Annotated in this window: 21 protein-coding genes; 1 reads left to right on the forward strand and 20 read right to left on the reverse strand. The window is 39.2% G+C overall.

Annotation, left to right across the window (positions count from 1 at the left end):
• Nucleotides 1-5: 5 nt before the first annotated feature.
• The 9 genes from ABJH64_RS00155 to rffA all read right to left on the reverse strand — a co-directional run bounded on the left by ABJH64_RS00155 (nucleotide 6) and on the right by rffA (nucleotide 9,898).
• A complete protein-coding gene (locus tag ABJH64_RS00155; protein WP_348276709.1) occupies nucleotides 6-848 on the reverse strand; it encodes a glycosyltransferase in 843 nt (280 codons plus the stop codon).
• 49 nt (nucleotides 849-897) lie between these two features.
• Nucleotides 898-1,686 carry a glycosyltransferase gene (locus ABJH64_RS00160; protein WP_348276710.1) on the reverse strand — a complete coding sequence of 263 codons (789 nt, stop codon included), beginning with the start codon at nucleotides 1,684-1,686 and terminating at the stop codon, nucleotides 898-900.
• Complete coding sequence (locus ABJH64_RS00165; protein WP_348276711.1) at nucleotides 1,676-2,611, reverse strand: glycosyltransferase; 936 nt, start codon at nucleotides 2,609-2,611, stop codon at nucleotides 1,676-1,678. Before ABJH64_RS00165 ends, ABJH64_RS00160 begins: the two co-directional genes overlap by 11 nt.
• A 64-nt stretch (nucleotides 2,612-2,675) precedes the next feature.
• Nucleotides 2,676-3,527 carry a glycosyltransferase family 2 protein gene (locus ABJH64_RS00170; RefSeq protein WP_348276712.1) on the reverse strand — a complete coding sequence of 284 codons (852 nt, stop codon included), beginning with the start codon at nucleotides 3,525-3,527 and terminating at the stop codon, nucleotides 2,676-2,678.
• The gene (locus tag ABJH64_RS00175; RefSeq protein WP_348276713.1) at nucleotides 3,475-4,344 is read right to left on the reverse strand and encodes an FkbM family methyltransferase; all 870 of its coding nucleotides are present in this window, start codon (nucleotides 4,342-4,344) and stop codon (nucleotides 3,475-3,477) included. The genes ABJH64_RS00170 and ABJH64_RS00175 overlap by 53 nt, the downstream gene beginning before the upstream one ends.
• On the reverse strand, nucleotides 4,345-5,043 hold the full coding sequence (locus tag ABJH64_RS00180) for a methyltransferase domain-containing protein (protein WP_348335419.1): 699 nt from the start codon (nucleotides 5,041-5,043) through the stop codon (nucleotides 4,345-4,347). It abuts the gene before it with no gap.
• On the reverse strand, nucleotides 5,018-6,265 hold the full coding sequence (locus ABJH64_RS00185; protein ID WP_348276715.1) for an ABC transporter ATP-binding protein: 1,248 nt from the start codon (nucleotides 6,263-6,265) through the stop codon (nucleotides 5,018-5,020). Before ABJH64_RS00185 ends, ABJH64_RS00180 begins: the two co-directional genes overlap by 26 nt.
• A 632-nt stretch (nucleotides 6,266-6,897) precedes the next feature.
• The gene (locus tag ABJH64_RS00190; protein WP_348276716.1) at nucleotides 6,898-8,214 is read right to left on the reverse strand and encodes a DUF6056 family protein; all 1,317 of its coding nucleotides are present in this window, start codon (nucleotides 8,212-8,214) and stop codon (nucleotides 6,898-6,900) included.
• A 535-nt stretch (nucleotides 8,215-8,749) separates the two neighbouring features.
• The gene (rffA, locus tag ABJH64_RS00195; protein ID WP_348276720.1) at nucleotides 8,750-9,898 is read right to left on the reverse strand and encodes a dTDP-4-amino-4,6-dideoxygalactose transaminase; all 1,149 of its coding nucleotides are present in this window, start codon (nucleotides 9,896-9,898) and stop codon (nucleotides 8,750-8,752) included.
• On the opposite strand from rffA, the gene ABJH64_RS00200 reads away from it, so the two are divergent.
• Entirely contained in the window at nucleotides 9,794-10,492 is a 699-nt protein-coding gene (locus tag ABJH64_RS00200) for a four helix bundle protein (RefSeq protein ID WP_348276717.1), read from the forward strand. The two genes, rffA and ABJH64_RS00200, sit on opposite strands and share 105 nt — an antisense overlap.
• A gap of 109 nt (nucleotides 10,493-10,601) precedes the next feature.
• Here the strand turns inward: ABJH64_RS00200 and ABJH64_RS00205 are convergent, their stop codons facing one another.
• From ABJH64_RS00205 to ABJH64_RS00255, 11 genes are all read right to left on the reverse strand, one after another.
• Nucleotides 10,602-11,477 (reverse strand): formyltransferase family protein, encoded by an 876-nt coding sequence (locus ABJH64_RS00205; RefSeq protein WP_348276718.1) that lies wholly within the window; start codon nucleotides 11,475-11,477, stop codon nucleotides 10,602-10,604.
• 2 nt (nucleotides 11,478-11,479) lie between these two features.
• Nucleotides 11,480-12,409: a glycosyltransferase family 2 protein gene (locus ABJH64_RS00210; RefSeq protein ID WP_348276719.1), complete on the reverse strand. Its 930-nt coding sequence runs from the start codon at nucleotides 12,407-12,409 to the stop codon at nucleotides 11,480-11,482.
• 170 nt (nucleotides 12,410-12,579) lie between these two features.
• Nucleotides 12,580-13,407 (reverse strand): ABC transporter permease, encoded by an 828-nt coding sequence (locus ABJH64_RS00215; protein ID WP_348276721.1) that lies wholly within the window; start codon nucleotides 13,405-13,407, stop codon nucleotides 12,580-12,582.
• A gap of 152 nt (nucleotides 13,408-13,559) precedes the next feature.
• The gene (locus ABJH64_RS00220) at nucleotides 13,560-14,066 is read right to left on the reverse strand and encodes a winged helix-turn-helix domain-containing protein (RefSeq protein ID WP_348299867.1); all 507 of its coding nucleotides are present in this window, start codon (nucleotides 14,064-14,066) and stop codon (nucleotides 13,560-13,562) included.
• 223 nt (nucleotides 14,067-14,289) lie between these two features.
• Nucleotides 14,290-15,855 (reverse strand): hypothetical protein, encoded by a 1,566-nt coding sequence (locus ABJH64_RS00225; protein ID WP_348299868.1) that lies wholly within the window; start codon nucleotides 15,853-15,855, stop codon nucleotides 14,290-14,292.
• Nucleotides 15,843-17,375 carry a hypothetical protein gene (locus ABJH64_RS00230; protein WP_348275934.1) on the reverse strand — a complete coding sequence of 511 codons (1,533 nt, stop codon included), beginning with the start codon at nucleotides 17,373-17,375 and terminating at the stop codon, nucleotides 15,843-15,845. Before ABJH64_RS00230 ends, ABJH64_RS00225 begins: the two co-directional genes overlap by 13 nt.
• Before the next feature lie 632 nt (nucleotides 17,376-18,007).
• Complete coding sequence (locus tag ABJH64_RS00235; RefSeq protein ID WP_348275933.1) at nucleotides 18,008-20,458, reverse strand: leucine-rich repeat domain-containing protein; 2,451 nt, start codon at nucleotides 20,456-20,458, stop codon at nucleotides 18,008-18,010.
• Nucleotides 20,445-21,287, reverse strand: a complete 843-nt coding sequence (locus ABJH64_RS00240; RefSeq protein WP_348275932.1) for a hypothetical protein — start codon at nucleotides 21,285-21,287, stop codon at nucleotides 20,445-20,447. The genes ABJH64_RS00235 and ABJH64_RS00240 overlap by 14 nt, the downstream gene beginning before the upstream one ends.
• On the reverse strand, nucleotides 21,284-21,862 hold the full coding sequence (locus ABJH64_RS00245) for a hypothetical protein (protein WP_348275931.1): 579 nt from the start codon (nucleotides 21,860-21,862) through the stop codon (nucleotides 21,284-21,286). Before ABJH64_RS00245 ends, ABJH64_RS00240 begins: the two co-directional genes overlap by 4 nt.
• 27 nt (nucleotides 21,863-21,889) lie before the next feature.
• Complete coding sequence (locus tag ABJH64_RS00250; protein WP_348275930.1) at nucleotides 21,890-22,363, reverse strand: nucleoid-structuring protein H-NS; 474 nt, start codon at nucleotides 22,361-22,363, stop codon at nucleotides 21,890-21,892.
• A gap of 717 nt (nucleotides 22,364-23,080) precedes the next feature.
• Nucleotides 23,081-24,049: a glycosyltransferase family 4 protein gene (locus ABJH64_RS00255; protein ID WP_348334509.1), complete on the reverse strand. Its 969-nt coding sequence runs from the start codon at nucleotides 24,047-24,049 to the stop codon at nucleotides 23,081-23,083.
• Nucleotides 24,050-24,112 lie beyond the last annotated feature (63 nt).

A 24,112-nucleotide genomic window follows, 5' to 3' on the forward strand; every position in this document is an offset into this window, starting at 1 on the left:
AAAATTCAAATTCCAAATGTCCCTCCCAACACCTCTTTATAGTTTTCCAAACGAGTCACCCCAAACTCCTTCAGTGCAAGCATTTGGTATTCATTGCCTCGATTTCTTAAGTTTTGATATTCCTTGGAATTGGGTGTCCATTGATCATGAATCACTCCGCATTTTCTGGTAGTCCCCACTTTCAAGCCCGCCAATTTTGCCCGAATAAAGAAATTCTGATGCTCACCTCCTTTAAGAATTGGATTCCAAGCCCCAAAGGCTTTGACTTGTTCTGTTTTAGCCAGAAAGAAATTATGGGTCAAATCACATCGAGTGACTGGATCGGTATAATGAATGGAATACAATGAAATTTCATTTGGCTTAATCGTAATGCCAGCATGATATTCATAAATCTGTGAAGAAGGCAGCACCCAGCCTAATCGATTCAGTAAGCGATTCACTTTCAAAAGATACTTCCCTTTACGAGTTTTCCGATTATGCTGACGAAAGACACCTCCCAAAATATCCAGTTGATACTCTTCCAACAATCTCCTCATAAGGGGAATCCGAGTACGGCGATCAAATACAAAATCATCATCACAGAGCAGAAAATAGGGAGTCTGTACCAACTCTAACATTCTATTTCTTCCCTCAGCAGTTCCCGCATCATAAGGCAAATTGATGTATTGAATATTCAATTGTGGAAACTGTCGAAGGATTAAAGCTCCATACGGAACCCTACTATCGTCTGCAATGATGATAGGACCGGCAAACTTGTAATGAGCAATAGAGGAAAGTAACTGTACCAAATGCGCCTCACGTTCTAAGGTTTTAATAAGGATGCTAAGGTCAGAAAGATCATTTAACATATAACAATCTTTTGAACTAAGCGGGTTTAAATTAATAAAATTCATTATGTTATAGGGTCTTAAAAAGCCACTTAAGATATCTAAAGTTTATTTTTAATAACTCTAACAAACTAAATCTACCCTGAGAAAATTTAATAAAAAGTGATTTAAACTTATCTTTTTCTTTAAGCAATGTATTAAATGAAGATTGACTCAAATCATTTGACTTCCATGAAAGATCAAAATGATGTATTGAAATAGACTTCTTCGTAATAAATCGTTCAGGATTACTAAAATCTTCAAAATAAGAAATTGGATAAAAAATAGATTTATCAAACACACGTACACCATTAAAAACCCCAGGATTTCTCTTAAAACCTATGTTTTGGAGTAATCTTGTAGTTAGGACAGGTGATGACTCATTTGCATTTTCTGATCCGTCAAACCTAGTCTCAAGCTCAGCCAAACATTGGGAAATGAAAGGATGATTCGCAGTACAAGAGATCACAGCATTGTTAACTAAAATTTCATTCTCCCAAATATCTGATTCAATTCCAAGAAAACATTTCTCTTTGAATTCGGAAAAATCTGGTGTTTTAAGAATCTCTACATCTGTGTCAAAATACCAACCTCCGTGTTTTTTAAGTGCAAACAACCTCGTATAGTTACTTAAATTAGCCCAATTTTGAAGTGAATAAGCCTTCTTCATGTAAGGATTGTCCATAGGTGCATTAGTTTCATTCCACATGATAAATTGATAATCAGGAAAATAATTCTTCCAGGTTTTAATGCAATAAATTGTTAGCTCGGGCAATACATTTTCTCCAAACCAACAATAATGAATAATTTTAGGAATCATTACTATCTATAAATGCGCCTGAAAATAAAGATTTATAAAAATTCGACCTGATAATTAAAAAATTGCGAAAAATATAAAAACTAATAAAGAGAATCCTTTTAAATGCCTTGGCACGAAAAGGAAGTAAAGACTTAATAAAATCAGAAAACAAAATAACACAAACTTCTCTTAAATTATATATAAAAGAATATTTAGGATTAGATAACACAATTAAAAAATCTGAATAATCGCGAATTGCTTGTGACCTGATATCTTGATAGGTTCGCTTAGCTACCTGTGGACAATCATGAAATATACGAGCAGTTGGATCTATATAAAAACTCATATTATGATAATTTAAGCGTTGACCCAAATTGTTGTCCTCTCCGTAGTGAAAAAAAGCAGGATTAAACCCTCCAATTTTTTTTAACACATCCAATGAAAAAAACCAAGCCGCTCCATTAACAAACCCAACCTTATAAATAGGTTTCTTTTGAATATCCTTCAAGAAAAATGGAGAGAGAATTTCCCTAGATAAAGAATCACGGATACATGATTCAAAAACATAATCAAAATTATTACCTGAAGGTTCTAAATGTAAAGGGCTAAGAATTCCTTTTAAATCATTAATTATATATTGATGCCTCAATGATTCTAAACATCCTTTAGCTAACCAAGTGTCTTGATTTAGTAAAAACACAAAATCAAAGCTTTTGTCAATAGCATACTTTAGTCCTATGTTATTTGCCTTTCCAAAACCTAAATTATTATCTAAAGAAATTAAAATGACACTTTCAAATTCTCTTTTAAGAATTGAAACAGTATCATCAGAAGAGTTATTATCAATACACAATATACTATAGTCTAACAACTCCGATTGAATTGAATTCAGACATTGACGAATCCATTTTTCAGAATTATAAGTAATAATAATTATCAATATCATAGAAAAATTAATTGTTATTAATTAATCATTGGAAACAAATATAAATATAATAACAGAAAAAATATCATTCCTTAATTTTAAGCCAAATTAAGAAAAACTTTAATGAAGTTCGAAGAGGTTTTATCTTTAACCTATTATATGACTTATAAACTGAATAAAGAGTATTATAATTACTTGTAAAAACGGAGGAATGCTTCGATAAAATATAGTTGAAATTGTCATTCAATCCCCCACTAGCAAGGGTAACAGTAATCATGCTTTCTTTTCGAATTTGATAATAAAAAAATCTCCTATTAAGAAACTTAAACCTAAATTTATTCTTATATGAATTTATCCAAAACTCCCAATCTTCATGACCTGGAGAAGGCATTTTCGTATCATAACCCTTACATGTCTCCCATACTTCACGACGATACATTGCACAAGCATCAATATAATTGCCCGTCAGTAGTTTGAAAATATCAAATTCTTGAGGATAGAAATATCTAGACTGATCTAACTCCCCAAAAAACTCAGGTCTTCCATAGACTATATCACACTCATTTTGTTCTAAGAAAAAAAAAGCTTCCTCAATACCTTCTGGGTCTAACTTGTTGTCAGAATCAAGAGGAATAATATACTTACCTGTAGAAATTGAAATACCTTGATTACGAGCAACGGCCAGGCCAAGATTATTTTGATTATAAACAGTGAAACCTTCCTTAGCGAGTTGATTTAATATCAAAATAGTATGGGCGTCAGTAGACCCATCATTTACAATAATAATCTCAAAATTAATATACGCTAATTTTCTCACACTACGTACAGCTTCTCGTAAGAACAATCCGTGATTGTAACAGGGAACTATAATTGAAATGTCCAAGTCAGTTATATTTCTTATAGCCAAAAGTAGTTTCCCCGACTTTTTCAAGTTCAAAACCGTAGCGGTCTAGAATCGACAAGATCATAGTAGTGGATTCTACCTCCTCATGGATTTCGATTGCGATAAGTTTTGTGTTTGCTAATAACCTATCAAAACCACATTCATTTTCAAAGACAGCTTTTTCAGCCCCTTCTATATCTATTTTTAGGATATGAATCTCCTGATCCAAATATTCATCATATACCTGATTTAAACTGATGGACTTTACTGTATTAGGATAAATCTCCAAAGCAGGAACCACACTTTTTGCCCATTGCTGTCCATCTCTAAAGTCAGAGCTTATTTTTAATGTGGATTCCGAATCCGACCATAATGCTTTATTTACTAATTCAACATCACTATTATATCTCATATTAGAAAAGACATATTTTTGAAAAACATAATTTTCTAAATCAGCTTCTATGGACACGATTTTTTTCACTCTAGCCTTATTCAAAATCCAAGCACTGAAAAGTCCTATATTTGATCCACAATCCAGTACAGAAAGCAAAGTATTGGCCAAACCACACTTTTCAAGCAGGTCAATAAGGGATCTATATTCTTCATTTACAATAACTTGCTCAAACACCTTAATATCAGATCCATGTCGTCGTAAAAAATATTTCTCTTCATTCGCCATAATTGATAAAGTCATTTTATCAATTCGTTTTACCTTAAACCCTTTTGAAATAAAATCATAAACAGTTTCAGCGTAAGGCTGTAAATTCTTCTGATAGTAGGTTCTTGATACAATTGGAATATTCAACTTTATAATTACATGTAAAACGAGTTCCTTAAAAGTGAATGCTCTAATCTTGGTAAATAAGTACATTTATTTTTTTCTAAGAATTGAAATAGTATCGTAAGAAACTTCAATAGGAATTCTAAGTTCACGCGCCCACTTTGGAAATAAATTTAGAAAACGATTCCATTTTAGGATTCTCCTCATTTTATTTTGTTCATTAGAGAAATTGTATGATTTTCCAGGAATAGTTAAAACATGCTTATCTCTCTTTAAGAGCTGATTTAATTCTTCCGATTCAAACAAACAAGTCACGATCTCCAAATCACAGTGACTTGCAAGGGACTCCATTCCACTAGGAAAAATACGCCAACAATCTATAGGCGCTTCATGATAAGGCCAACTTACAGGATTGATCGTAAAAATTATCCCTTCTCTCTTTACAATACGCTTTAATTCAGCCATCCATTTCCAAATTTCCTGAACATGTTCGATCACTTGTCCAGATACTACCAAGTCATAAGAATTCTCAGGAATGGGAAAAGAATAAGGATCATAAAGGTTAAAAGTTAAATTGCTCACATTAGTATCTATATAGACGGTACTTTCAAAATCAATAGTATCCCATTGGATTGAGGGATCATTTACTATTTGACAATATGCTGATGGGAAACCTGCTGGCCCTATTTCCAAAACTTTAATACCAGGTTTAAAATAATCTTTTTGGTATTTTCTAAATAATAATTCGCTGTTTAAATGCATTTCAATTCTGCCAGTAAAAGTCTTCAATGTAAGCGCAGGAATCCTTTTCCCACCTGTAAGCACGGGACTGTTCATACATAACTACATCGAATAAACATATTTTATCTAATACTTGAATAACATGATTGCCGTTGTTAGAAGCCAAAATTATCCGACAGTAGTATTCTCCCTGATATAGCTTTAAACTTGGAAAAACACAACTAAAACGATGAATACCAGCTTGGTGTAATATTGGCTTAACGTCGTTGAAAATCCAACTATGAATAATCGGAACATCATAGCTATTACATATTTGAATGGATATATTCCCATTTTTTATACCTTCAAATAAACTTATTTCAACATCAACCTTTAGTTGTTCACCATTATGATGTGTGTGCCCAAAATTTGATGTAAAAAGATTAACTGTAATAATCTCGTTTATATTGGGGTCTGGCTCTTTGCTATACTTGCCTCTGGAAGAATTTTTAGTTTGCAAGTATTTACTAATTGCAGATTTCGTATCGGAATGAATAACAATCTCTCCATTTTCCAAATAGATGCATTTTTGAGTAAGTGTGGAAACAGCCTGCATATTATGACTAACAAAAAGAACAGTTCTTCCTTGACCAGACACTTCCTCCATTTTCCCTAAGCACTTTTTCTGGAATTCAAAATCCCCCACTGCAAGAACTTCATCAATAATAAGGATTTCAGGTTCCAAGTGAGCTGCAATAGAAAAGCCAAGCCTAACCTTCATTCCAGAAGAATAAAATTTTACAGAAGTATCAATAAACTTTTCTACCCCAGAAAAATCTATGATTTCATCTAATTTTGAATCTATCTCTTTACGGCTCATCCCAAGGATAGTCCCATTCATATAGATGTTTTCCCTTCCTGAAAGCTCGGGATGAAAACCAGTTCCGACTTCAAGTAGCGAGGCTACTTGAGCATGGATTTCTACTTTACCGGCTGTAGGATCTGTAATCCCAGAGAGAATTTTAAGTAAGGTTGATTTACCCGCACCATTTTTTCCTATGATTCCTAAAACCTCCCCTTCTCTTACTTCAAAATTCAAATCTTTCAGAGCCCAAAAAACAGATTCGTCTTCTGATCCAAAACGGCTCATTTCATGAAGTTTTTTAAAGTTTTGCCAAGGAGATTTTATTAAGTTTCCAATCTGACCTGCAAGCGTCTCTGACTTATTTTCTTTTAGACCTAGACGGTAACGTTTAGATAAATTTTCGACTTTAATGACTGAATTAGACATGCAGGGTCGTTAATTAATTAACATTTTGAAGTTTTAAGTTCTTCTGAAATACAAACCAGTATAGTTGAAATACTATAGGTAGAAATATCAGGAAGGTGATGGTATTAAAAAGCATTAGATAATGTGAAATTGAGAAGTTTAAAACTGAGACAGAAGTGCCTAAGATGTTATTTGTTGTGGACTTTTTAGATTATATTTAGAGGATTGGAGTGGTTAAGAATTTCTCTTACAGAGGCGCACCTTTACAGTTTCAAGATTCATTTATTGATTATCAATCATCAATGGGGAGTGAGGTAGTTTCAACTTTTTTATTTAGCCATTTGAAGACTTTACCTTCAGTAGGCATGCATAGCTTAGCCCTTTAACTTCCTATCAACTATCATTGGTTCTTCTTTTTGCTCATCTTCCTAATCCTGCAAACAGAGGATGAAACCAATGAAAATCTCTGAACGTCCAAGGTCTGTTTCGATAGACTGGACTTCACAAACATCCTCTTGCTTTAACTGTGAAAAAAAATCTTGGTAAACATTTTTTTTCTAAAGGTTCCCATACCATTAAATACATGGTATTAACAAATAATTAAACCGGATGTTAACCACATCAATTAAGCTAAACAATATTTAAAACGAATCTCATTCAGCTAAGTAAACACCTCCAATACCAAAATATTTTTCGACGTAGATATTCGAATAGTAGGTGGGGTTATCCGTAATATCCCAAAACCTACTCGTCCAATTGTTATCTGGAACAACGATAGATTTCAATTTAACTGTTGTCTCGCTACCTCTACTTTCCTCCAAAATATCCATTCTAACGGCCATCTGCACGCTTACTTCCCTTCCTGTTTGATACTGAGTCCAAACCTGCGTCCCAAAGTAAAGAAAGAAAGCTATAGCCATTCCATTGATAAGCACTGCCGGAATTTTAGCAGCGATGGCGCGTATCAAAAGACCAATTCCGAGGACGCCTGCCAGCAAAAGAAAAGTCTGAAAATGAATGGCTGTATGCTTGCTAGCCGCGGAGGGCAAAGGCAGGAAAGGAAGAATCGACGCAAGGGCGCTCAATACAAGAACAAGAACCAGTCTGTAATCGACCTTTTGAATTTCCTTTCTCAAGTACAACCCCACCAAAATGGAACCAATCCCTATCCATTTTGACATCCCAGCATATTCTTTAAGTATGGAGATAGCTCCGTCCCACATGTTTGCGAAGGAAAACATCAAGGCACCATTAGCACGGTTGAAATTACCGGGTGCAAAAGTCACCAATGCCAGTGTGACCAATCCGAGCGAAAGCATACCCCAAAAGTTAGCTTTATCTAATCGGATCAATCCAAATAGCTGTGCAAAAACAAAAAAGCATAGCACAAGACAGCCCGAATTGGCACCAGTCGATACTGCCACGAAAAACCAGCAGTAATTCCACTTCGAGCTGGATTTTTGAAGCAGACGGTAGATCACATAGACGCAAAAGAAATTAGCAAGACAATAAAAAGATCCTGTTGCCCAATAGAAACTACGACTAAGGTGAGGTCTAAATACCATTATCAGAACAAAAGCGATAAGTAAAATGGTAATAGCCTTCTTTGTTTTTGAAAATTCGAGCCAATTTTCGCGAACTAGAATTAGCGACATAAAGTAGGAAGTGCCAAACAGAAAACCTACAGTAATCAGCGTGACTGCCCAGGATTGTTGATAATCAAAAAGCCAGAGAAAAAGATTACGAAGCGTGTAAACTGGAGAAATGGCACGACCATCCCACCCCCAATATATATCCCATTGAAACTGAAAAAAGCCAGTGTGAATCAATTCATAACGCTTCCAGAAATCATCCATCCAATAGAATGAATTGAAAGCTGTAGCAGTAAACAGCACCAAGCAAACTATACTTATTATAAGAACTATAGTTTCTGAGACCTTGCTATATGAAAAAGTGTCTAAACCTTTCAATTTTAATATGTTAATTAATTAGTACTTCAGCTTAAACTGCTATCCCTACTTTTGATTTTTGTGAAATCAATTCGATATTGACATTTTCCCCTAAAATAATTCCGGAGAGGTTGTGAGGTAATGGTTGTTAGTTACCTGCCCTGAGCTTATCGAAGGGATGGTTTTGAAATAGCTGAAAAATATCTAATTGCTACCTTTCACCACTTACTTTTTACTTTTCACTTGCCAGGCACAGCTTCGCCCTTTCACTCCCACCTAAGATTAGAGTTATTCTCATTTACATACAATAAATGCCCTTTGGGGCTTGTGGGAGGACTGAGTAATAAATTTACTCGGTTGGATTGGATTCGCAAATTTTATTGGGGAGAAGTTGGGGGTTGGTTGTTGGTTGTTAGTTGTTGGGTGTTGGTTGTTGGTTGTTGGGTGTTAGTTGTTGGGTGTTAGTTGTTGGTTGTTGTCTTTCGACTTCGCTCAGGATGACATGGGTGTTAGTTGTTGCGTGTTGGTTGTTGGTTGTTGGTTGACTGGTCATAGATCACAGCATAATGACTTCCGGTAATTCATAGAATAAGGGCAATCTTAATAAGCAATCGGAGTAGCGCGCTGCATTGGGTAGTTCTCGGCCATACTGATCCGGAAAGTGCTTTTTGGCGTAGCCTGATCTGTGAAGACTTTGGTAATGAAAGACAGCTAGGACTCCTTGTTCTTTCAAGACTTTAGCATAGCGGGTTCGCTGATCCAAGCTTTCAAAAAGCAGATAGAAAATGTGTGCATTTGCTTTTTGGGCCTGGGTATTCGTAGTAAAGGTATATTTCTCATTCTTTGGGAAGAGACTCAAGTATTCCGAAGTAAGCAGGTTACTTTTTGGCGTAAGCCCATGAAAATACGCAAAGTATTCCTCCCAGATTTGGTCACGACGGTCTTGAATAGTGGCTATATTTTCCAACTGAGCCCAAAGAAATGCTGCGGTGATCTCTGAGGGAAGGAAGCTGCTGCCTTCATCCACCCAGCCGTATTTGTCCACCTCCCCACGAAAAAAAGCAGTTCTATTGGTGCCTTTTTCCCAAATAATCTCCGCACGCTCAGCTAAGTTGGGATCATTGATCAGTAATGCCCCTCCTTCTCCACACTGAATGTTTTTGGTTTCATGAAAGCTTATCGTACCCAAATGCCCAATAGTCCCAAGCTGCCTGCACTCGCTCCTACTTTCTATCGCTTGGGCAGCATCTTCTACTACGAATAGCCCATGCAGTCCTGCCAGGCGCATCACTTCCTTCATGTCACAGGGCAGCCCTGCGTAATGTACCACGAGGATGGCTTTGGTTTTGGCAGTAATCAGCGCTTCGAGCTTCATGCTATCCATCATGGGATGCTCGGCATGGCTATCGACAAACTTCAGTTGCGCCCCACGACGCACAAAAGCCGTAGCCGTGGACACGAAAGTGTAGCTTGGCAGGATCACCTCATCCCCGGGCTTGATCTCACATAGTATGGCCGCCATCTCCAGGGCATCGGTGCAGGAACTGGTAAGTAAACACTTATATACACCATAGCGCTTTTCCAGGAAAGATTGGCACTGTTGGGTATAGTAGCCATTGCCGGAGATCTTGCCGCGGTTGATCGCGTCCTGAATGTAGGTGAGTTCCTTGCCGGTTTGGTAGGGTTTGTTGAAGGGGGTTTTCAGTTGTTGGTTGGTGGTTGTTGGGTGGTGGTTGTTGGTTGGTGGTTGGTGGTTGTTGGTTGTTGGTTGGTGGTTTTTGGTTGGTGGTTTTTGGTTGGTGGTTGTTGGTTGTTGGTGGGTGTTGGTTGTTGGTTGGTGGTTGTTTGTTGGTTGGTTATTAGGGGATTAGTGTTTAGATTAAGTGTTGTTTTTTTCACAAACTTTCTTTCTGCTTTAAACACTAATACCATGAGTAGCTATAGAGACCTGGATATTTATAAGATCAGCTTTAGTTTATTTTTAAAGACTCATCCTTTTTCACTTAGACTTCCAAAGTATGAATTATATGAATTGGGTAGTCAGTTGAGAAGATCCTCTGATTCGGTCATTACGAACATTGTGGAAGGATACGGCAGAAGATCTTATAAAAATGATTTCATCAAATTTCTGGTTTATTCTGAGGCTAGTGGTTTGGAAACCGTCAATCACTTAGAGAAGATCCAATTTTTGTATCCACAGTTAGTTTTGGAAACTGAAGAACTGGTTAAGGATTATAAACTATTAGGTGGCAAAATTCACTCCTTTGCTGACTATGTGAGGGGCAGTTGGAGGAGTTAGGGTTGGTTGGTAGTTGTTGGTTGTTAGTTGTTGGGTGTTGGTTGGTGGTTGTTGGTTGGTGGTTGTTGGTTGTTGGTTGGCCTGTATTAGGGCGGAATTGCAGGTGACTTCAGCTTAATCTTACTCGGAAGTTTGGCAGAGCTACTTTTTCTCCATTCTCTGCTACTATAGCTGTCAATTCGAGAAGTCCTTCCTGGCAGACGATGACCGGATTGCCATTTCTGGTGAAAATCACTTTTCCAACAGTTCTATTGGCTATTTCAACATCCTCAGCAAGTGCTGCATCCAAAATTCTATACCTAAAACCACCTGCCTCGGAGAATGCTCCCTTGTAAGGGCTTCCACTGGCATGAATATGTCTCAAGACTCTGGATGCAGGTTGGGCCCAATTGATCCTATAGTCTTCCTGGTCTCTCCACAAGCTATATGTGGCCTCTTTTTCATCCTGATTTCTGGAAGTCAAGGTTTGCCCTGTACTGATCTTTTCAAATAACTCAGTTACAATCTCCAGGTAAATTTTGGCCATTAGGTCTATGGCTTGTTGAATTTTGCATGGATAGACTAAGCTTACTTTTTTTTGAACTATAATATTTCCCGTATCATAGGCTCCCTTGGCAAAGATGGCTGTACCTCCTATTTCTGAATCACCTTCTATAAGTGCTGTCACCAAAGGATTGAATCCTCTATACTTAGGCAACAAGGAATCATGCAAAACAATGAAGTGTTGATCTGGACTTTCTTTGACGAGCCATCTCCATCCTATCAGCAGGATATAGTTGCTATGTGGTAGGTTTTGGTCAGCCGCTTCTTTCTCAAAGTGTTCAATAGTTCGACTTGTACACCAAGCCTTTAGTTCATCTGCATAGTCATTTTCTACCCCAGCATCCCTACCGATGACTACAGAATCGATTAATGGAATGTAGGCTGGATTCAACTGAGTCAGTGCATTGTAGCCTTTGAATCCAAGAGAAAAAACACTGATCATATTTATGCCTTGTTTATCTTTAAAACTTGCGCTACGATGTAAATGGGCCTGTCTTTTACCCCTTCAAATGTTTTCCCCACATAGAGTCCCACCATACCTAGCGTAATCAATAAAAAGCCCGTTAGCAACCAAATAGAAATAATCAGAGAGGCATAACCGGCTACAATAATATCTCCATGCCAATAGCGATACAAGGTATATAATGCGAATACGAACCCTGCAAGAGACACCAGCATACCGAGTTTGACTGTCAGTCGTATAGGCTTGTCACTATATGCAAGCATAATGTCGAGGGCAAGATTAAATAACCTGCGAAGGTTGTAGGCACTCTGGCGCTCGCCATTTTCTGCATGAACCACAGGTATAGCAGCCTGCCTAAATCCTACCCATTTGATCATAGTGGGAAAATACCGTATAGACTCCCGCATTTTCACCACTTCAGCGATGACTCGGCGGTGGTAAATCCCAAAGTTTGCGATAGTTTCGTCTTGCTCTGATCCGGTAAGCCAGGCCAGGGTGCGGTAGAAGAGTTTGGATGAAAGTTTTTTCAGGAATCCGTCCTGCCGGTTTTCGCGCCTAGCTTGCACCACGTCAAACCCCTCAAGCGCTTTTCTGTATAAGTTTGGGATCTCTTCGGGTCTATCTTGCAAGTCGCAGTCCATCACGACTATCCATTCACCAGCAGCATGATCTAATCCGGCGGTAATGGCATAATGTTGACCGAAGTTTCGGCTGAGCTTAATTCCTTTGATTTGAGGGTGAATGCCGGCAAGTTTTTCTATGTGTTGCCAAGAGTGATCTGGACTAGCATCATCCACGAGAATTATTTCAAACTCATCGCAAATGGGAGAAACTGCGGATACGATACGCTCTACAAGCTGAGTAAGAAGTGCTTCGGCTCGATAAACTGGTGAGATGATGGAGAGGAGCAAGGGGGTGTTGGTTGGTGGTTGTTAGTTGATGGTTGTTGGTTGTTAGTTGTTGGTTGTTGGTTGTTGGGTGTTGGTTGTTAGGTGTTGGTTGTTGGGTGTTGGTTGTTGGTTGTTGGTTGTTAAGTGTTGGTTGGGGTTCGAGAAACTAACAACATACAACTAACAACCAATTAAGCTACATCCGCGAAGATTCTTTCCATCCTCCGAAAGTACATCATGCCGAAGATGAAGAGGATAAGAGCAACGATGGTTCCTGGCCAGATCCATTCCCAAGGCATGGGACGATCGAGGAAAGCTGCTCGAAAGCCTTCGATCACGCCAACCATGGGGTTAAGCACATAGAATGCCTGGTACTTTTCGGGTACAGCTGTGGTGCTATAAACTACGGGTGCGGCATAAAGTAAGAGCTGCACCACGAAGGTCAGTGCATGCTTGACATCCCGGTATTTCACGGCCATGGCAGAAAGCATCATCCCCATCCCTAAGCTGCACATGAGTAATTGAATGATCAGCAACGGGAGTACCAGCAGTCCCCAACCTGGTACGAGCTGGTAGTAAAACATCATTCCTACCACCACGACAAAGGCGATTATAAAATCTAGGAGTTTGGAAAGTATAGAAGATAGTGGCAGGACCATTCTTGGGAAATACACCTTGGTGATCATGTTTGCATTCTGGATCAAGGAATTGGCCGACTCGGTGAGTGTTCCCGAAAAGTAATTCCAAGGCCAGAGGGCTAGGTAAGAAAACAGGGTATAGGGAATACCGTCGGAGTCCACGTTGGCGAGGTTGCCAAAGACAATGGTGAAGACGACAGTGGTAAAAAGGGGTTGGATAATAGCCCAGGCAACTCCCAATACGGATTGAGCATAGCGGGCTTTGATTCCTCTCAGCGTTAGGAAATACAGGAGGTCTTTGTATCGCCAGAGTTCTTTGAAGTCTATTAGTTGCCATCCGGAGGTGGGCTGGATGATTTTGATGTTGTCTTTGGGGGTCAATGGGGGTTGGTGGTTGTTGGTTGTTAGTTGTTAGTTGTTAGTTGTTAGTTGTTGGTTGTTGGTTGGGGGTTGTTGGTTGGTGGTTGGTGGTTGTTGGTTGTTGGTGGTTGTTGGTGGTTGATGGTTGTTGGTTGGGGGTTGGTGCTATTTTATTATTTGCCATAAACCAAGATCCCCTGTATGTCTCCGGGGTCGGTGGTGAGTATGGAAACTTCTACTTTGCGTTGTACTTTTTCGTAGGTTTTCTCTCTGATAAAATCTAGATAGTGTTGATCGAGCTTCTTGCCTATTAGGATCATGCTGATCGTCCCGGAGTCTATGCCTTTAGCATAATCTCCTACAATATAAGCTGCCTCTACCTCCCCCATTCTTTTGACTATACGCTCCATGAGATCGTCTAAACCCAGGAATTTGGAAACCATGCCTTTGATTTCTTCAAAAAAGGGATGGCTGGTGTTTGCTTTGTAGAGTTTGGTTTTGCCATCGTCTTCTGATACAAGAAGTCCAGCCTCGGTGAGCCGGTTGAGTTCCACTCGTACGGAGTTGGTGGACTCGTCAAACTCCTTGGCCAGTGAACGCAGGTAGCCTGAATTGGCGTGCGAGAAGAACTTCAGGAGAAGTTTAATTCGGGTTTTGGAAGTGACTAGGGATTCGAGCAACTGGTGGTTGTTGGTTGGTAGTTGTTGGTTGGTGGTTGTTAGTTGTTAGTTGTTGGGTGGTGGGTGGTATGAAGTACCTTAAAGCTTCGCTCGGTCACTCCCATGTCAGAAACTAGCGGACTGAGTAATTTTTTGACTCAGTAAAGCAAATTTACTTGGACAAATGATTTTTGCAAGAAATAAATTGAATTGAGTGAATTAACACTCCCTGGGAAAACCCTCGCTAGTTGGTTCTTATGTAATGGAAAAGAATAAAGTTGTCCAGTTCAGTTTTGCTTTCCAGTTGATACCCCTCACCTACATAGTTCATGTAATCTGGGAAGAAGTACTCCTCATGGATATCCACCCCTATGAGGTAATATTCGTCGGCATCTGAAATGACCTGAAGTCCAAGTTGCTCCAGTTTCTTGGTCTGAAAAGGGCTTTTAGAAATCCATCCCAGACTCAGGAGAGACACAGGATTGTCCTTGGAGAATTTTATCCCAAGGTAATTTTCTTTATACCCCTCTAGTACCAAAAGTGACTGCTCAGGAAGCTGTGCAGTGAGGGATTCAAATTCCCTTTGCATAATTTCTCTTCCTTTGGAGACTGTCAGAAAGGAAAAAAAATGATACCCAAAGAGAAGTAAAAGCAGGTAAGATGAAAGCAGAGAATTCTTTTTTGAGAGGCTGCTTGAAGCTTCTTCTAAAATGAATGGAAACCAGAATGGAAAAAGGTACAGGATGATTACCCTGCCATTGAGGACATAGAAATGATTGAACGTAATAAAAAAAAGAATCCAAGCTAGGAAAAAAAACAAGGAATTCTTGGAGAATCTGAACCTATAGAAATACAGAAAGAAAAAAAGTAGGGTAAATACTGATTTGAATGCCTCCGTTTTCAGAATAGAAATCAGTCTGGCAAAGGAGTGGTTCAATTGCTCTAGAGAAAAGAACATGCTATCTAAGACTATTTTTCTCTCGAGTAAATCCTGGGTGGTAAGTCTATCATTTTCCATCATCCATTGGGAAAAATAGAACCAAGTTGGCTCCTCTTCAGGCTGCATCTCTGAAATGAGTCTGTGAGTAACTGGATGATCAGACACGGCCGCCCGAGCTTTATTGTAGGCTATAAAGTCCAGGTAATCAGCTTGTTTTTCCCAAAGGAGTTTACCCCCAAAGAGAACCAGAAAAAGCAGTGCGGGGAGAATAAAAAACTTTGCATACAATCGGAATTCACTCAAGGACCTATAGCAAAGGAAATAAAGTGCATAGCCTAGGGAGATTAAAAAAAATGACTCCCAGCGTATCAAAATGGAAAAAATCAAAAGGAGAAGAGAAAAGCCTGGCATCAACAAACTATTATTTTTTCTACCCACCTCAAAAAGTAACATACCCGAGAAACCTGCCATTCCGGCAACCACGGTGAATTGGAGAGTTATCCCAAAGTGAAGAACCAATAAGAGTACAAACAGGATAAAGAGTTGCTTGAAGTTACTTGCACTTTCAGTTAAGGTTAATGATATAACTATTCCCAAGTAACTTAAGTAGAGCACGCCAAACCAGGTCAGCGGATACCAAGGAACATCTGGAAGCGCGGTATAGAGTTCGGAGAAAATCCAGCTGAGGATGGGATGGATGAAAACTGCGTAGCTTTCAGGCGTTCCGGTGTAGGCACCTGATACAAGCCACATCATGAGTTCGTCATCGTTGGTTTGGAATCGCCAGGGAAGAAACCAGATCAGCACTAATGCGAATAGCCCTAAAACAGCCCAAAACCTGAGGAAATGAGTTGCACTTACTTTTTCCATATAATAAGTAATTTTTCACCATTGGGCTGAATCACTTCTTTTTGCGTGGTCCAGTCAGCTCTTTCAAATGGAAATTCTTCCAATTCATTAAAGAGTATCATCGCCAAATCAGATCCCGAATGAAAGAATAACCTGGCTTGGGAAGGCTTCCAATATCCGGGAGAATAAGGTTGGTTTTTACCCAAAAGGTAAAGGATACCTGGGTTACTATAGAACGCAACGAGTTGCCTAGGTTTAGATTTCTTAATTTCTTCATCAATCAATCTAAGAAAATCAGTTTGCGCTGGAGATATGTAAATGCTTTTGCCTGTACGATACTCCCATCGCTCTGTAGCCTGCCAAAGATACGCTCCTTCAAAGGGTGTAAGCCAAATACCAAAGACAACCAAAACTAAGGATATACTGGAAGCAAATACATACAACTGCATTGGTTTTGGATAACCCTTTTTCTGAAACAAAAATACCAAAGCCAACAGCCAAAACACCCAATAATGTATTCCTAAGCGCATCCAATAGACGTTGCTCCCAAAATGAAGGATAAATGGAAGCAAGACCAAGGCGATCAGGAGCAGCAGTTCATCTTTTTTGAGGTCATTATTCTGCAGATCGCCGAGTACCCAAGCTATTCCTGCAAAAGTGAGCAAAAGAACCAGGTGACTCCATTCGGAAGTGATGAGGGTGAAGTAAAAGACTAGCAGCAATGAGCTTAGGGCTAGAATTAAGAGCAAAGGATAGAATTGGAAGCCATACTTCTTGGCTTTGGAAGCAGCAAAGAAAAGAAAGCCTGCCAGGAAGGACCAAAATCCACCCACCGCTGTGTATTTGAGCAACAGCAAAAATGTGTAGTCCTTTCGCTGTTGGAGAAAACCAAATTCTCCGGAGAGTCTCATCAAGGCATTTTCCAGAAATAAACCATAGAATATCACTTCAAAGAGTAGCATTGGAAGTAAGAGCAAAGCTATTCTGGCTAGGGATAAAGATTTTTTAAGCAAGAAAAAAAGCAAAGTAAAGCCCCCTAGTGCAAGGCAAACGGTGATTTTAGCATAGAATAAAACCATCAACACCAGGCCTAGGTAAAGCCAATCCTTAGGTTGAAGCGATTTTTTGGAGATAATTGCCAGCCAAAAACACACAGCAACCACCGATATGGAATTATAGGATAAACTGGGAGGTAGAAAACTATACCCAGCAATTAAGCCGCTCAGGGAAAGTAAAAAGACAGGCAGTGTAATCTTGAGTTGCTGATTGAGATTTTTCCAAAAAACACTCAGTGCCAGCGCTCCTGCCAAGTAGCTCAGCAGACGAATAAGTCGTGAACCTACTATTCCAACTTCAACTCCCGTGAAATGATAAATAAGCTTGAAGAAGAGATCGTAATTATAAACCCCGCCTATATTCTGCTGCTGAGGATCTGCCAGTAGCAGGTATAGTCCCTCATCCGAAAAGTCAAACCCACGATTGACCCCGAGGAGTATCACTGTAATGGAAAGGATGGAAAGGACTGAGAGATACTTGGTCAATGGGTTGGAGCTTGGGAGTAGGGAGTTTGGGAGTTGAAGAAAGTCAAAATTTGAATCTCTGCAAAGATGCCTGGGATTTTGATTCGTTGAAATCTGCGCTTTGTGAGCTAGAGCGGGCAAAGCAGAACTTTTTATAAAATGGCTTGGGAAATTTTGGCGGCACTAAAACGTTCGGAACAAAAAAGCTAGACTAAGAAAAATAGAATAACCATAATGAAAATCAGTAAAATGCAATTTTGTGGAAAACTTTAGCCTGATTACACCAAAAAATACCCTGTACAGGGTATTTTTTTCCAAGATCCGCGAGATACCTTTATGTCAGGGTGATTAAGCAACTTTTAAAGCATAACTTTTTCTAAGAAAATATTAAAGGGACCATTTAATCTTATTTTTTTATCCCTTTTCCTTCTCCTTACCTGAAAACTATCTATTATTCTTACTGAGAACAATCAGCGATACTTTTCTGGTTTTTTTCAAATTCAAAAGGGGGATGAAAGTGGTATTTCCACCTTCATCCCCCTTTTGCCAATTTGTTGCTGAGCTGTTTATTCTTTGATTATGGGCTTTTAAGTTTTACGCCTATTAGATGCAATCCTCTATACTGGCAGAATAGCCGAAGATGCAATTAACTTCTAGTAAAATCTAACTTCACAATCAGGGTTAGCTTTCTTGAAATTGTCTATGGCTCTGCTATTCAGTCGCGTATTGAAGCAGGAAAGTTTCTTCAGATTTGACAGATCTTCTATAGGTCTCAGTGAACGAAGATTGGTGCTGGCCACGTCGAGTTCTTCCAGTTTTATCAAAGACTCTAATCCTTTCAACGTTTTCAAATTAGTACCAGAAATATTCAAAACTTTCAAATTCATCAGCCCTGAAATAGGACTTAAATCTTCTATACCAGAGTTACTGATATCTAATTCTTCCAGTTTTGACAAGCCACTAATCGGTGAAAAATCCACCACAGGAACTTGCGAAATTCTCAGTTTCTCCAAAAGCTTCAGTTCAGTGATTGGTGCCAAATAACCTAAAGGCGCATCAAAAATCACCAGTGAACGGAGGTTTACAAAAACCGTCAATGCATGAATATCATCTATGGGAGTTCGCTCAAAGGTCAACGATGCTTTCTGTGCCATCGCATGAAGCTCTTCTGTGGTAGGATCGGCAGGTAGAGAAAACTGCTTTCTGAAAATATCCCTCCAATCATCGCTTAGCCCTTCCCACCAGGCGGCTAGTTCGTCAGTTCTATAAACTATCGTCAAGCTAGGTTTCTGTATTACAATCTCTGGAACTTCTTCCGTGAAAATCTCCGAGCCATTTACATTTAGATAAGTAAGATTCGGAAGGCTCAAAACATCCAAAATACTGGAAACCGGACTTCCATCTAGGTTAAGGTTGAGCAGTGCCTCATTAGATTTTAGTGGAGAGATGTCTTTGACTTGGGAGTTTTTACCTGTGATTTCTGTAAGAGTCTTCACCTCACTCAAAGAAACAAGCTCGGTGATCGGGTTATCAGAAAAATCTACTTTTTCCAATTTCACAAATCTCGTGATAGGATTAAGCGATTCGATTCCGGCTCCACTTAAGTCTAACTCTTCCAACCCGATCGTGTTGGTTAGAATCTCTACGTTTGGTTGATCTGAGGTGATTCTTGGATTAGCTTTTTTCAGACTGGCCTTCCAGGCTTCTGACAATCCTGCCCACCAGCTTTCCAAGTCTTTGACATGGTGAATGAGTAGTACTTTTGGATTGTTTCTTATAAAATTATCAGCGGCTAGGACGGTTAGCTTAGTCTCATCGGCTAGAACCTTGCTCAGACTGGCTTTTTTGTTCAGTGCTGAAATATCCGACACTTCTGTTCCTGTAATATCCAATACTTCAAGCTGATTCAAATCCTTCAGTGGTGTGAGGTCCTGAATATTTGTTCCTGATAAATTTAACTGCTTTAATGCAGTCAAATCTGCGAGTTGGCTGAAGTTGATTAAGTAGTTATTGCTGAGATCCAGTTCTTCAAGTTTCGAGAGCTCCTTAATATTTTCGGTATTATTAAAACCACTTTGTGCGATGTAGAGGCTTTTCAGGCTATCGAACTCATTCAGCACAGCAAAACTTAGGATTGGAGTTTTCTCTATGCGAAGAGATCTTATGGACTTGAGATTGACCAGCTCACTGATGTTAGTAATCTGAGTATTTGAAATATCGAGATGCTTCAAGCGATCAGAATACTTGATAAATTGGATATCAGCCGTGGGGGTATTAGAAACATCCAGATACTCCAGGAAAGTCACATTAGAAATGGGCCCGAGTTCGGTGATCTGTGTATTGCTCAGGTTCACGTATTTCAGGTTGCGCATGGCCTCCATTGGATCGAGGTTCAGCAGGGAGTCCCTTCCAGAAATATCCAGGGAATCCACTTCTACAAACTTGTACAACTGCTCCACTCCAATAGAATCGTAGGCAGAAAGTGCGAATCTTTCTCTAAAGTAGGATTTCCAGTGAGGATCTAGCACAGACCACCATTCGGTCAATTCCTCATCCCGGCTGACTTTGGTCGTGTAAACACTGGCAATTTTTAATTCCTGAGTTTTGCTATCGAGGTTAACTTCTATAAATCTTGGCTTGGTGTTGTTTACTTTTTCGTTGTTGATGCCCGTGGCAGTAATTGTTCTATCTAGTGAGGCTGTGAAATACACGTCACCATTATCTTTCTGGTGAGGTTTGATTTCCCGGATTTTAAACTTGAAGTTGACATTTTTATAAAAAAACTCGATGTCCTTCAGGTAGGCGGTTACATTCTTATTGGTAACAACTTTTCTATCCAACAAAAGGTCGTCTTCCACTTGAACTTCTCCATCACGGAAGATTTTCAGGTAGCTTTCGCGGATTACCACATCTTTATCTCTAGGTTGAGTTTCGGCTGAACCAATGGTGTTGAGCAGATATTCCAGGAACCTAACCTGATCTTCCACTTTGGAAGAGTAATCATCTATTTCCGCTTGGGTATAGCCTTTTATAGTTTGAGCTATTCCGGAGAAGCTCAGACTGAACAACAATAAACCTAGAAAGATGGTCTTAGTTCTGATCATAAATATATTTCTGAATGGTTTCCTTATCGCCAGGGGAAAGTTTGACAAGGTTTGAAATCAGCCATCCGGTATTAAAACCTGGGCGATTGAATTGATTTACTTCAAAATACCAGCCTTCTATTTGGAAGAAGTGAAACTTAACGTCCGTTACGGTATCGTAGCGCAGGTTGTTTTGCTTCATTTCGTAGAGGAATAGCGTTAGGTAATCAGGTTTGAAACTGCTTTCCGTGAACGATTCAGGCATTTTGGAGTCCTGAAAGGCTCTTCTCAAATTCATAAATCCAAGTTCATGACTTAGGGGATGAAGAAAGTCTTTTGAGTCTCCGACAGGTTTGTTGAATATTGTTTTGAATGGGGGAAATGAGACCTCATCTATGACCCATTCATACCCAAGTCCCTCGGGTTGTATTTTTAATATCAAGGTAGCGGACTCTCTTTTTCCTTTGTAGATAAAATCTGCCTGAACCTCAGCATACCATCCTTCCCGATGGAAATTCAAGTATTGGGGATATGTGGCAGAAAGGACGGTATCACTGAACTGTTTTTTCAGATCTGGATTGACCGAGGATGTTTGATTATCAAAAAGTATTTGAATAAACCCCCTTCTCAGCGGGATACTATGGTAGGCGGAATCGGATGGATAGTAGCGTACATTGCCATCAGTAGGTGATTCTTCACCATTAAATCTTCTAAAGAATTGGTTTAGTTGTTTGGTAGAGGCAGCGAATTTGCCATCATCTTTAATTGTCCCGGGGCTGCCTATGCCCTGCCCCGAGACAATTGAGATGCTTGCGATTACTATCGCAAAACTTAAGATTATTATTCTCATGCGGAGGTTTCTGTCACTCTCACGTCACCAAGCATGACGTCCCAAAATTCGATGGTTCTACCAGCAATTTGGGTTTGCTTCTTTTCAACGTAGATAGTGATGTCTTTCTTAGTCGTGTCTTTGTAGTTCATTCCTGTTTCAATAGAAGTACCTTCAAAACGTTGGAATACCGTCACAACGCCTACGTATCTTCCGTCAGGCTGTCTTTCAAGATCAGAGATATACTGGATATCATACCAGGTAATGTTTACTCTATCGTAGTTCAAAGCCATCAAACGCTCGAAATAACGTCTTACTTTGTAGTAAGCGATTTCGTTTGTATTGATACTAGAAACGCCCATTTCAGCACCTGGAGAGAAAAGCTCCTCAGCTCTGTCCATTACTCGGTTGGCTTCAGAAAACTGAGTTTCTTTGCTTCCGATGATGCTGATGTATTTACTCAAATCTTTTACTTTCTCTAGTGCAAGAGAGTCAATTGCTTGCTTTCTAGCCGGACTGATGGTTTCTGACTGAGCAAATACGCTTACTGAAGTCGCAAGGAATAAGCCCAGGAAAAGGATCATTTTATTTTTCATGTTTCAATTATTTTTTCAGGTGGGCGATTATTTTCTTCTAAGCTCCAATTCAGAAACTTTACCATTGGCATCCATGCGGATATCGCTGATGTAATTCAAGTTCTTTTTGGTGTCTTTCAAGTACTCCAAGTACTTCTTGATGGTAGTTGGCTCATCGTAATCTTTGATTCCATTTTCTTCGTGAATTACGATCAACACTGGAGTTTCTTGATTGGAGAACATACCTAAAGCTTCTTGGATTGTCTGATTAGCCATAGACGCATTCCCTGCTCCAGCCACACTATTGAAATATTTTTCCAACTTCTCGGCAGCGATCTCTTCAGCGGAAGAAACTGGTGCTGGTGGAGGAGTTGGAGCTGGCTGTTCTACTTGCTCCACAGGTGCTGGTGGTGCTTGTTGCGCAGCTTTCTTTTTACCCTTACAAGCGCCCATTGCCAACATGGCAACTATGGCTATCATAAGCGAGCGGTTAATCGAACTAGTGAATAGTTTTTGCTTCATTTTTTTTGGGATTTGATTAAGATAAGGTTTGATTAATAATTTTTATGATAGATTGCCTTAACGCTGTTATCCAGAATTGTTTCGCTTTTCATGCCTATGGGCAGATTAGCGGAGTGTAGTCTTTGCTAGAGTCAGTCCCCAAACATGCAAAAAATTGCTTCTTGCTAGGGATGGTGGAATGATACTTTGTAACTTCATGACTAGAGACTTTTTCTCTTTTTTCCTTGATTTGGGTACAAAGTAAATAAAATCATATGATTAACTCACAACTACCAATCCAAATCAAATGTGCTTTTTGTTAACAAATTTAAATGCCTTTTGAGCGGTGAATGTGCCGCGAGATCGGTCATTCAGCAACGTTAGAAAAAGCCTTTTTTTGGTTAGTTCATCTATCAATAAGTGAACCAATGATTTCTCAGTTGTAATTCCTAGAGCAAAATTGCTGGTCAATTCTCAAAAAACCTCAAAATATACCCTATATAGGGTATTTTAATTCTAAGTTTTACGCCTCAATTTTGACTTATCGTTAAGTTTTAATCAAGGCATTCGCCGAAGTAAAAAGACTCAGAGTTTCTCTGAGTTTTTTTATTAGAGCCAAACTGTGTGAGGAAACCACAACTCAGACTCAAGAAAAAGTGGAATTTGACATGGGCTAGGGAACCCAAATGATGGTGAAGAGGGGGATTAGGGTTGGCTTATTCTTTTTCTCTTAGCGAATTAGCTAGGATGACCCGAATACTTTTTGAAGAAAAATACCTTTAACCCAATATAGAGTAAGCCTACGCCGACGATCAACCCAAAACCCAAAAGTGGACTTGGGGTTGATTTTGGATAGATAAAAAAAGCAAAATTTATCACAAGCTGAAGTAAAGCATAGACCAAAGCGATATTGACGTGAGGTTTATTGCCTTGATTGGCGAGTATCTGGTAAAGATGCGTGCGATGGGGTTCGGAAATTTTCTCTCCCTTCCTAATTCTGTCAAAAATGGTGATCGCAGCGTCAACACCATAAATGAGTAAGAATAAAATCACCGTCCAAGATCCTGACTCTAAGTACCATTGCACGAGCATATATATCATCAAATACGCCAATGCAATACTTCCAATATCGCCTGCGAACATGAGGGCTTTTTTCCGCAAATTGAAAATCAGAAACACACAGATGGCAAGAATCTCATATCGTATCAAAAATTCATCAAAGATCCCGGAATAGGCATTAACCGCCAATATACTCCCCAAGAAAACTAAGCCATAAAGACCAGTGATCCCATTGATTCCATCCATGAAATTAATCCCATTCAGCACTGCTAAAGCTATAAAGTAAAAAAACGGTAGGAGCATCCAGGGAATTTGAGAGAAAACATCCAAGTCGTAAAAAGCCATTGAGAGAGCAACAAACTGGATTCCAAAGCGGATTTTACTGGAAATGGTATAGACATCATCTAGCAAACTGATGGCAGATACCCATAGTATCCCGATGACCATCCAGGTATTGGGGAAATCGTAAGCCATCCACCAGAAGACAACAGCAAGTGGAAAAAGAATCCCCCCTCCCCTAACAGTGGTATGAATGTGTGAGCTACGATGATTTGGCTTATCGACAATATTGAACTTCAATGCCAATCGATGATAGATCAAAGCCACAAGCAACAAAATTAAAAAAACGATGAAGTGAGTTAAAAACATGTATAGAATTAGAAAAAACCTAAAAGATTAACGAATTAACACAAAAGTACCTGCTTTTTGAAT

Origin of the sequence: Algoriphagus sp. (assembly GCF_039969895.1) — a bacterium.
Classification (GTDB): domain Bacteria; phylum Bacteroidota; class Bacteroidia; order Cytophagales; family Cyclobacteriaceae; genus Algoriphagus.